The following is a 9,419-nucleotide window of genomic DNA, read 5'->3' on the forward strand; positions in this document are numbered from 1 at the left end:
AGCCATGCCACCTTCCCGGCGATCCGGCATGCAGCGAGAGGCAGTCTCCATGGACGTCTTCCAGACGAAGAACGGTGTGGCCCAGGGCTTCCGAGCGTCCGACGACGTCGTCGCCGTCCTCGGCATCCCCTATGCGGCCCCCCCGTTCGGCGCCAACCGGTTCCGGGAACCTCGCCCGGCACCGGCGTGGCCCGGAGTGCGGGACTGCACGTACTTCGGCCCGGTCGCCCCGCAGTCGGCACAACTGCCCGGCGCCCCCGTGTGGTCGCCCGGCGACGAGGACATCCTCACCGTCAACATATGGACCCCCGCGCCGGAGGGCGGCCGCCTGCCCGTCCTGGTCTGGATCCACGGCGGTGCCTACACCTTCGGATCTTCGGCCCAACCCGACTTCAACGGCACCGAACTGGCCCGCGCCGGGCTGGTCGTGGTCACCCTCAACTACCGGCTCGGCTTCGAGGGCTTCGGCCACGTCCCCGCCGCCGAAGCCACCGCCTGCCCGGACAACCGGGGCCTGCTCGACCAGGTCGCTGCCCTGCGCTGGGTTCGTGAGAACATCGCCGCCTTCGGTGGCGACCCCGGCAATGTCACGATCGCCGGCCAGTCCTCCGGGGCCGCTTCGGTTGCCTGCCTGATGGTGATGGATCGCGCCCGCGGTCTGTTCCACCGTGCCATCGCCCACAGCCCCGCCAGCCCCTGCTACACGCTCGACATCGCGGCGGCGACCACCCGCGAGATCGCTGCGGCGGCGCGCTGCCCCGCCACAGCCGAGGGCCTGGCATCCGCGACTCCGCAGACCCTGGTCACCGCCTCCGACCAGGTGGTCGACGACTACCGGCAGAACCCCGCCTCCGGATCCCGCCACTACGACCCGTCGCTCTACGCCCCCGTTCTTGACGGCGACGTCCTGCCCACCGACCCCCTCACATGCCTGGCCACCGGTGCGAGCAGGGGAGTGGACCTGCTGGTCTGTCACACCACACAGGAGTACTGGTTGCTCGACGCCGTCGGCAGCAGCGCGAAGATCACCACCGATGAACAGCTGGCACTGTTCGCCGCAGACTTCGGCCTCCCCGACGGCCTGGTGGCCGGCTACCGCGCCGCGATGCCCCACGCCCCGGTGCTCGACGTCTACCTCGCCATCTTCGGCGATCTCCTGTTCGGCGAGTACGGCAACCGACTCGTCGAGCACCACACCCAAGCCGGCGGCCGGGCGTTCCTGTCCCGGTTCGATCGTCGGCGCACCGGCCCGAACGGGGTCGTGCGGGCCTGGCACTGTGCCGACATCCCCTTCACCTTCGGCAACCTCGACAACGAGTACCTGGCCTTCCTCATCGGCGGCACACCCACCTCGGCGGACCATGGACTGGCACGCCGCATGGTGCGGGCGTGGGCCGATTTCGCCACCACCGGCAACCCGGGCTGGCCACCCTTCCACAACACCACCACCCAGGCGAAGATCTGGAGCACCGACGACGCCCCCACCGGCGACCGTTTCGCCGATGCCCGTGCCCTTTGGGCCAAGGCCGAGTTCCCCGTCCTGCGTCCGTAGACGTTCCCCGTGTCGCGTCCGCGGACACAGGGAAGCCGTCCCGGCTCGTGAGAGTCCGCGATCCAGCTCCCGCCGCCCGTACCAACAGGGCCGCCCCACCCGTCAGTTCGTCCCTGCCGGCCTGGCGCCCTACCCCTTCGACGGTGACCGCAAAGCGGCGGAGGTGGCCGGCCCGATGTCCGGTGGTGCAGGGCAGCGGCGGGACAGCAGGCATCCAGTCAGCGCGGCGGCGACGCCGGCCAGCCCGGCCGCCGCGAACCCGCCCGCCGGCACGGAGACGTCGATCGCCACGCCCACGATCGGGGACCCGAGCGCGAAACCCGCGCTCTGCGCCGACGATTGCAGACCGGCCGCCTCACCCCGCACGCCGGCCGGCGCCAGTCGGCTCACCGCGTCGGCCACCGCGGAAAGGGTCGGCGCGGCGAGAAACCCGGTGCCGACGACAGCCACGCACAACCAGCGCCAGTCGTGGGCAAGCCCCACGGGAATCGTCACGAGCCCGAGCAAGCCGAGCAGCGACCACGTGGGCAGCGGCCGGGACAGCGCGCCGTAGATCAGCCCGCCGGCGACAGAGGCCACACCGAGTACGGCCACCACCACGGCGGCCCAGGACACCTGGCCGGCTTCTTCGAGCGTGGCGACGACGGCGAGGTCGACGCCGCTCAGCAGTACCGTGGTACCGAACGCCATCGTCAGTACGGCGATCATGCCGACGCCCAGCCACTCCCGTCGCGGCGGCCGCCCGGCCGCGCCGACGGCGTCCGTCTCGTCCTCGGTACGCAGCGGCGGGTCGAGCAGGGCGATCCCGGTTCCGCCGGCCACGATCGCGGCACCGAGCCCCCACGCCACCACACCGGGGGACACCTTCGCGGCGCACAGGATCACGACCGCAGGGCCCACCATGTACGACAGCTCGCCCTGCACCGACTCCAGCGCGAACGCGGCCCGGCGCTGCTCCGCCGTCGTCATCGCGGTGATCGCCTGCCTGGTCACCGGCTGGGCCGGCACCATCAGCAGACCCGCCGCGAAAGCAGCGCCCACCAGGGCCCCGTACGGCAGGATCGGCACGCTCAGCCAGAACACCGCCTGCACCAGGACAGTCGCCAGGAGCACCGTGCGCAGGCCCCGCCGGTCGATCACGCGGCCGAGCAGCGGCCCGCCCAGCGCCAGCCCGGTGGTCAGAGCCGCCGCCGCACCACCGGCCGCCACGTAACTCATGTCCAGGCCCAGCACGACGTACATCGTCAGGGCCATCACGGCAGCCGTGACCGCGGTACGGGCGAGAAAGGAAACGCCCAACAGCGGTGCCATTCCCGGCACGGCGAGTATCCGTTGGTATTCGGTCACTCGCGTGAGGCTAGATTCTCCGTCCGGCCATCGGTAGTGGTTCATTTGCTGGCACCGGCATAATGGTTCGTTATGGCCAGCGATCTTGAGACCGCCTTGCTGCGGTCCTTCGTCACCGTCGTGCAGGCGGGCAGCATCAGCCGCGCCGCGACCACGCTCGGACAGTCCCAGCCCGCGCTCAGCCAGCAGGTCCGCAAGCTGGAGAGGGCCGTGGGCCGTCCGCTGCTTCACCGGTCACCGTCCGGTGTCTCACTGACCCGGGCGGGCGAGGAACTCCTGCCGTACGCCGAACGCATCCTCTCGCTCTGCGCACAGGCACTCACCGAGACCGGGCGCGCGCTCACCGGCCGCTGCGGCGTCGGGCTGCTCGAAGACCTCGCCGCGTCCCAGCTTCCCCAGGCCCTCGCCGACCTCGCCCGGCTGCACCCCGGCGCAACCCTGGAAGTGCTCAGCATGTCCAACGCCGCGATGCGGGAGGCGTACGACGCGGGCCGCGTCCAGCTCGTGCTCAACGAGGTGCAAGCCGTTCCCGGACCGCCGCGCTGGACGGTACGCCGCCCCCTGGTCTGGGCGATCGGCCACGGTGTGGACATGGCCGCCGATCCGCTGCCGGTGGTGCTGTTCTCGAACACGTGCTCCTGGCGTACGTCGGTGCTCGAAACCCTGGAGCGTGCCGGCCGGCCCTGGCAGGTCGCGTTCGAAAGCAACAGCCTGGCCGGTGTGCTCGCCGCGGTACGGGCGGGGGTCGGCGTCGCGGCGCTCATGCCCACGAATCTGGAACCGGCCATGGCCGGCCACGACGCGGACGCCCTGCCCACGCTGCCGGACGTCGAACTCGGCCTCGCACGGCACCCGCGTTCCGAGGGCGATCCGCTGATCGATGCCGTCGAAACGGCGCTACGACGCACCATCTGAGGCGCGGCTGGTCGGCGCGCGAGCCCGGAGCCCCGTGCCGGTCTTCGCGCGGAACGACCGAGGTCTCGGCGCCGTACCCTCCCGGCAGCCCCCGAGGTCCGCACCTGCGACCATGGAAAGGGTGATGGCATCGTCCTCGCTCCCGCTGGGTGAGGCTGACCGGAAGGCACTGCGCACATGACTGGGCAACGCGACCGTTGGGCCGAACTGACCGGCGGACAAGCCGGAGAGGAGTACGCTCAGCGTTTCGCGCGGCTCGCCGAGTCAGGTCACGACGTCCACGGCGAAGCCGCCTTCTGCGCCGCGCTGCTGCCGCCCGCCGCCCGGGTACTCGACGCCGGTTGCGGCACCGGCCGGATCGCGATTCGGCTCGCGGAGCTGGGCCACGACTGCACCGGCGTGGACGTCGACTCCTCGATGCTCGCCGTCGCCCGCCGCGCCGCCCCCGCGCAGGAATGGCTCCTCGGTGACCTGGCCCGTCTGGACACCCTCGGTCTGAAGCCGGGCTTCGACCTGGCGATCGCCGCCGGCAACGTCATCCCCCTGCTCGCCCCCGGCACCGAACCCGCCGTCGTCCGGCAACTGGCCGCCGCACTGCGCCCCGGCGGTCTGCTGGTCACGGGCATGGGCCTGGACGCAGCACACCTGCCGCTGCCGGAACCGCCGCTGACCCTTGCCGAGTTCGACCACTGGTGCACCCAGGCCGGACTGACCCTGCGCCACCGCTACGCCACCTGGAGCGGTGATCCGTACGACGAAGGCTGCGGCTACGCCGTCAGCGTGCACTCCGGCCCCGCCACGTGAGTCGGTGCCCTCCGGACCAATGGCCCGGACGACACCGCCCAGACGTGATCTGACGCAGCACGCCAGAGCAGTTCGCGCACCTACACATGCCCGCGAAGCGCCTCCTCCGGACGGAGCCGGCACCAGCCGCACCTGCGAAGCCACTCCGGCCTGGCTCGACACCTGATCGGCCTCAGCGCGCCGCTCGCCCCGCCTGGCCCCGCAACACGTTGGCGCGTTGTTCCATGAGGTCCACGCAGTCATGGAGATCCGCCTGCGGCGGGCCGGCGCGCTCACGCATCAGAGCGATGGCCTGAATGTGGCGACCTGCGGTGATCAGTTGGTCCACCTCCCGCTGGTCCCCGGCAGAGAGCCGACCCCACAAAGAATCGTTCATCCCCCCATTGAATCGCCTCCAGGCGTTCGCCTCGCTGTCGCTGTCGCTGTCGCTGTCGCTGTCGCTGTCGCTGTCGCTGTCACGGGCTCGGCGATGGGTAGGTTGGGGCGGCGTGAGCGATGAAAGCCGGGACCACGAGGACGAGTACGCCGTCGCCGAGCGCATCGACCGTGCCCACGCCGACAACGCGCGCCTGGCCGCGTGGCTGGCCGAGCAGCACGGCCGCTTCGACGCCTGGAACACGCGCCACGGCGGTGGTTGGGACTTCAGCGAACGGTCCCTCGACCGTATGGAAGCCCTTATCCGCGAACACGTCACATCCGTGGACGACCTGTTCACTCACGAACGCACGCCGATGATTCAGGTTGCCTGCTGGTACGTCGGTGAAGTCCACAACCGCACCCGTGGCACCCAGTGGCGCACGGACCCTGATCCCGCCGCCAGTCACCCCTGGTCCGCACGCCCGTACGTCATCGTGCCGATCGCGCGCCTGCACGCGTTCAAAGACCCCGAGGGCATCGACTACGACGCCCGCCCCCGGCACCATCCCCTCAGCGGCTTCCTCGCGCTGCTCCGCGACGAGCCCGCGGCGGTGCAAGGCGCGTTGCGAAGCGCACTGGACGACTAGGCATCGGTGCGCTCCTGTCCGACGGTCACGCGCGACGGCAGTACTCGGTCCGGCAAGCTCTGCCCCGGCTATTGCGTGCCGTATCGGTGCGGGTGCGCGGGCTCGGTGGGGCAGGCGAAGATGTTCAGCACGCCGCCTCGGCCGATCGTAAGTTTCGTGGGGCAGGAGTCGCGCAAGTGCTCCGCGACCTCCCATTCCTCGGTCGGCATCCAACTGCCGTTCACACCGCTCCACTCGTAGCTGTCGAGAGCGAGCAGCAGGACCATGGGTGCGGCGCAGGCTTCGCAGTTCATCGGGTGGGGATCGGTCAAGTGCCAGGCGGGGAACCCGCCCACCCGGCAACCCTGGGGAACCGACAGGTCGTGGGAGTACGTCGGCGCGTCGTCCAGATCTTCCTCCTCCGCCTCCCGTGCCCGGGCCTCCTCCCAGGCGTCGATCTTCTTCCCGAGCCTGGCCGGGAGCGAGCCGGCGTCGGGGTAGGTGACGACCTGCTCGGGATGCAGCACGCACGGCTCGGCGACCGAGCCCTCGAAGCCGACCACCGTCGGCTGCGGCGGAGCGTGCAGCGGCACGGAGACCTGGTCGGAATGGCGCCAGCGTATGTGCGGGGCCAGGCCGTAGCGGGTGGGACCGTGTGCCTCGAACGGGCACCAGAGCACCTGGAGCAGGTCGCAGCCGTCCGGGCCCGGCAGGAGACCGGGCACGTCCCGCCGGTACACCTGGGCCAGGGCGACCAGCGGAATCGGATCGGTGTCGGTGGCGTCCGGGACACGATGTCTGCGTTCGAGCTCCTTGAGCAGGGCGCATTCCTCGGCGGTGGGCCGGTCACGGGCCCAGGCGTCCGCGAGCAGCCGACGGCTGCGACGGATGTCCGCGATGCGGTACCCACGGCTGCGCTTGTGCGGCTCGGTGCACACCGGCCACGGTTCGTCCGCCGGCCACAGCAGAGGGCCGCCGACGGAGCTGACCGACGCATCCGGGCGCCCCGGCCGCGGATGCAGTCGCGTCGTCTCGCCCCGGAACGCGCCCAGCTTCGGGAACAGCCTCTCGATGTGCACCGGGCGCGGCGGCGTAGTCCTGGTCATGGCTGAAACCCTAAGTCACCACGTCGGCCCGGCTCTGAAGTGCCCCGCGACCCTCAGGAATCAGGTCGGCGCAGGATCCGCCACGAAGTTCACGAGCCGGTCGTACACCTTGGGCGTGCGTGCTGTGCGCAGCATGGCGTCCAACTCGTCACGCCCGTAAGCCTTCGGGCGGCAGATCAGGATGGACAGCAGTCTCGCCGCGGTGTCGCCCGTGTCCCACAGCTGATGCGCGAGCTCCTGCTGCGTCTTCAGCCGCTTCGCCAGCGCGCGTAGCTTGCCGAGGTTCCCACCGTGATCGTCACCGTGCTTCTCGTTCACCCTCCGTGCCCTCGCGTCCTCGAGTCCGGCCAGCTCGGTCGGCACCTCGGCGACCATGAGCCATTGGTGGCGCGCGTGGAGCCGTAACGGGGCTGGAAGTGACGCCATGGATGTGCCACTATGGCATCACGAGCGGCGCGCTTCCTGACCCCGCAGGTCTAAGGGCCGGCGTTCGCACAGTGAGCGATCAGGGGGCGGATCTATGGAGACAGCACAGAGGCAGCAGCGGGCGACTCCCGGGGCCTTCACCGCCTTCGCCCGCTTCGCGCTCTGCGGTGGCGGGGTGGGGATCGCCTCCAGCTTCGCCGTCGCGGCTCTCGCCTCCTGTATGCCCTGGGTCCTGGCCAACGCCCTGATCACCGTGGTCTCCACGCTCCTCGCCACCGAACTGCACGCCCGCTTCACTTTCGGTGCGGGCGGACGTGCGACCTGGCGCCAGCACGCGCAGTCGGCCGGCTCCGCGGCGGCGGCGTACGCGGTGACCTGCCTGGCGATGCTCGGCCTGCAAGAGCTGGTGGCGGCACCCGGTGCGGTGCTCGAACAGGTCGTCTACCTGTCCGCCGCCGCTCTGGCCGGCGCCGGCCGCTTCGTGCTGCTGCGCCTCGTCGTCTTCGCCCGGAACCGCCAACCGGCCGCGACCACCGCCCGTCCCGTGCACACGACGGTGGCCCGCACATCGGACCCGGCCGACGCCACAGCGCTCTGCCACGCGGCCTGACTCTGTCGGGTCGGTCGCCTCGGAAGGGGTGGCCGGGCGGCCCCACGGTCTTGGAGCCAGGTGGAGTGCTCATCCGCTGGATGACGCACGCGGTAGCAGCCAGTTCGTTCCCATAGGAGCGAAGCTCCGCCCGCTGCACGAAGGCTCCTCGCCTGGAACGATCCAAACCAAGCTGCGTACTGACGAGACGACGGATGCCGGAACAGCGTCACCGGGCCGGGATCGGCTGAGTGAGGTTCACCGGGTTGCCGTCGGGGTCAGCGATGTGGGCGACGCGCTGTCCCCACGGCATGTCGTTGGGGCCGCCGCGGACCGACCCTCCCAGCGCCGCCACCCGGCCCAGCGTCTCGTCGACGTCGTCGACGGCGATGCTGAGCAGGATCCGCGGCGCCGTCCCGGTCCCCGGGCTCGCCTTGGCCACCAGTCCGAGGTCGGTGTCGCCGATGCGCAAGCCGACGTAGAAGGCCGGGCCTTCCGCAGGGACTCGGAAGATCTCCTCAGCGCCGAACAGATTCGTATAGAAGCCGAGCAGAACGTCCTGGTCGGCAGTAATGATCACTGGCTGGATGGTGGACATGGCACTCCTGTCGAGAACGGTCGTTTCGCTGGGGCAGACCGTTGGAGGGCGGTGAACTCATCGGCCGAACCACCCGCCGGAACCCCTCCACCGCAGACGGCGTCGGCCGTACGGCTCACGCGGGGAGTGGACGGAAGCGAGGGGCTGGGCCGTGGGCCGCAGTCGGCGTTGTCGAAGGAGACTGCGCCGGTGTGTGCCACTTGAAGGTGTCCTTGGGGGCCGGCTGCTCCTCGTCGTGGAGAAGCTCATGAACACCGAAGGGCGGCGTACGCCGACGCGGTGTCGGGGTACGCCGCCCTGAGCGGGACGACCTGCTCGGCTCGCCTGGCTCAGGCGGCTGACCGATCTGTCTCCCGTTACTTCGGGTCGCGGTTGAACAGCGACTTCGACCAGAAGTAGCCGAGCACCGCGAGGCCCAGGCACCAGCCCACCGCCAGCCACCCGTTGTGCCCGATCTCGGTACCCAGCACCAGGCCGCGCAGGGTTTCGATGGCCGGGGTGAACGGCTGGTACTCGGCGAACGGCTGGAACCAGCCCGGCATCGCGTCGAGCGGTACGAAGGCGCTCGAGAGGAGCGGCAGGACCATCAGCGGCAGGGCGTTGTTGCTGGCCGCCTCCACGTTCGGACTGGACAGGCCCATGCCGACCGCGATCCAGGTGAGCGCCAGGGAGACGAGCGCCAACAACCCCACGGCCAGGACCCACTCCAGGGCGGTGGCATCCTTGGCCCGGAATCCGATGGCCACAGCGACGGCCCCGACGAGGACCACGCTCATCACGCACTGTACGACGCTGCCGACGACATGCCCGATGAGCACCGATCCTCGGTGGATCGCCATCGTACGGAAGCGGGCGATGATGCCCTCGGTCATGTCGCTGGAGACGGACACCGCGCTGCCGATCGTGGTGCCGCCGATGGTGAGCAGCAGGATGCCCGGGACGATGTAGGCGATGTACTCGGAGCGGTCCGCGCCGCCGTCACCGATGCCGGCGCTCATCGCGTCGCCGAAGATGTAGACGAAGAGCAGCAGCAGCATGACCGGCGTGAGCAGCAGGTTCAAGGTCAGGGACGGGTAGCGCCGGGCGTGCAGGAGGTTGC

At 70.5% G+C, this 9,419-nt stretch carries 10 protein-coding genes and 1 pseudogene; 5 read left to right on the forward strand and 6 right to left on the reverse strand.

Features of this window, described 5'->3' with window-relative positions:
• Nucleotides 1–49: 49 nt before the first annotated feature.
• Complete coding sequence (locus E2E34_RS07135) at nucleotides 50–1,552, forward strand: carboxylesterase/lipase family protein (protein WP_167518236.1); 1,503 nt, start codon at nucleotides 50–52, stop codon at nucleotides 1,550–1,552.
• Nucleotides 1,553–1,681: 129 nt separating this feature from the next.
• Here the strand turns inward: E2E34_RS07135 and E2E34_RS07140 are convergent, their stop codons facing one another.
• Entirely contained in the window at nucleotides 1,682–2,899 is a 1,218-nt protein-coding gene (locus E2E34_RS07140; protein WP_208765171.1) for an MFS transporter, read from the reverse strand.
• A gap of 72 nt (nucleotides 2,900–2,971) precedes the next feature.
• Between E2E34_RS07140 and E2E34_RS07145 the strand changes: the two genes are divergently transcribed.
• Nucleotides 2,972–3,814, forward strand: a complete 843-nt coding sequence (locus E2E34_RS07145) for a LysR family transcriptional regulator (RefSeq protein ID WP_138901070.1) — start codon at nucleotides 2,972–2,974, stop codon at nucleotides 3,812–3,814.
• A 177-nt stretch (nucleotides 3,815–3,991) separates the two neighbouring features.
• Nucleotides 3,992–4,618 carry a class I SAM-dependent methyltransferase gene (locus E2E34_RS07150; RefSeq protein WP_138901071.1) on the forward strand — a complete coding sequence of 209 codons (627 nt, stop codon included), beginning with the start codon at nucleotides 3,992–3,994 and terminating at the stop codon, nucleotides 4,616–4,618.
• A 172-nt stretch (nucleotides 4,619–4,790) separates the two neighbouring features.
• On the opposite strand, the gene E2E34_RS07155 is transcribed toward E2E34_RS07150, so the two are convergent.
• Complete coding sequence (locus E2E34_RS07155) at nucleotides 4,791–4,994, reverse strand: hypothetical protein (RefSeq protein ID WP_138901072.1); 204 nt, start codon at nucleotides 4,992–4,994, stop codon at nucleotides 4,791–4,793.
• Between the two features lie 7 nt (nucleotides 4,995–5,001).
• Here E2E34_RS07155 and E2E34_RS07160 point away from each other — a divergent pair, with 7 nt between their 5' ends.
• Nucleotides 5,002–5,622: a hypothetical protein gene (locus E2E34_RS07160; protein WP_244315551.1), complete on the forward strand. Its 621-nt coding sequence runs from the start codon at nucleotides 5,002–5,004 to the stop codon at nucleotides 5,620–5,622.
• 68 nt (nucleotides 5,623–5,690) lie between these two features.
• Here E2E34_RS07160 and E2E34_RS07165 read toward each other — a convergent pair whose 3' ends face one another.
• Entirely contained in the window at nucleotides 5,691–6,707 is a 1,017-nt protein-coding gene (locus tag E2E34_RS07165; RefSeq protein WP_138901073.1) for a hypothetical protein, read from the reverse strand.
• Between the two features lie 66 nt (nucleotides 6,708–6,773).
• Nucleotides 6,774–7,082: pseudogene (locus E2E34_RS07170) on the reverse strand (DNA alkylation repair protein); the annotation flags it as partial.
• Between the two features lie 145 nt (nucleotides 7,083–7,227).
• Between E2E34_RS07170 and E2E34_RS07175 the strand changes: the two are divergent.
• The gene (locus E2E34_RS07175; protein WP_138901074.1) at nucleotides 7,228–7,743 is read left to right on the forward strand and encodes a hypothetical protein; all 516 of its coding nucleotides are present in this window, start codon (nucleotides 7,228–7,230) and stop codon (nucleotides 7,741–7,743) included.
• Nucleotides 7,744–7,951: 208 nt separating this feature from the next.
• Here the strand turns inward: E2E34_RS07175 and E2E34_RS07180 are convergent, their stop codons facing one another.
• On the reverse strand, nucleotides 7,952–8,320 hold the full coding sequence (locus E2E34_RS07180; protein WP_138901075.1) for a VOC family protein: 369 nt from the start codon (nucleotides 8,318–8,320) through the stop codon (nucleotides 7,952–7,954).
• Nucleotides 8,321–8,676: 356 nt separating this feature from the next.
• Nucleotides 8,677–9,419, reverse strand: a 743-nt coding sequence (locus E2E34_RS07185) for an ABC transporter permease (RefSeq protein ID WP_138901076.1), incomplete at its 5' end; no start/stop codon positions are given.

Origin of the sequence: Streptomyces albidochromogenes, assembly GCF_005981925.1 — a bacterium.
Classification (GTDB): Bacteria; Actinomycetota; Actinomycetes; order Streptomycetales; family Streptomycetaceae; genus Streptomyces; species Streptomyces albidochromogenes.

Coding starts and splice junctions, on each gene's coding strand:
- E2E34_RS07175 (WP_138901074.1), top strand. CDS start 7,228: ATGGAGACAGCACAGAGGCAGCAGCGGGCGACTCCCGGGGCCTTCACC.
- E2E34_RS07135 (WP_167518236.1), top strand. CDS start 50: ATGGACGTCTTCCAGACGAAGAACGGTGTGGCCCAGGGCTTCCGAGCG.
- E2E34_RS07180 (WP_138901075.1), bottom strand. CDS start 8,320: ATGTCCACCATCCAGCCAGTGATCATTACTGCCGACCAGGACGTTCTG.
- E2E34_RS07155 (WP_138901072.1), bottom strand. CDS start 4,994: ATGAACGATTCTTTGTGGGGTCGGCTCTCTGCCGGGGACCAGCGGGAG.
- E2E34_RS07150 (WP_138901071.1), top strand. CDS start 3,992: ATGACTGGGCAACGCGACCGTTGGGCCGAACTGACCGGCGGACAAGCC.
- E2E34_RS07165 (WP_138901073.1), bottom strand. CDS start 6,707: ATGACCAGGACTACGCCGCCGCGCCCGGTGCACATCGAGAGGCTGTTC.
- E2E34_RS07145 (WP_138901070.1), top strand. CDS start 2,972: ATGGCCAGCGATCTTGAGACCGCCTTGCTGCGGTCCTTCGTCACCGTC.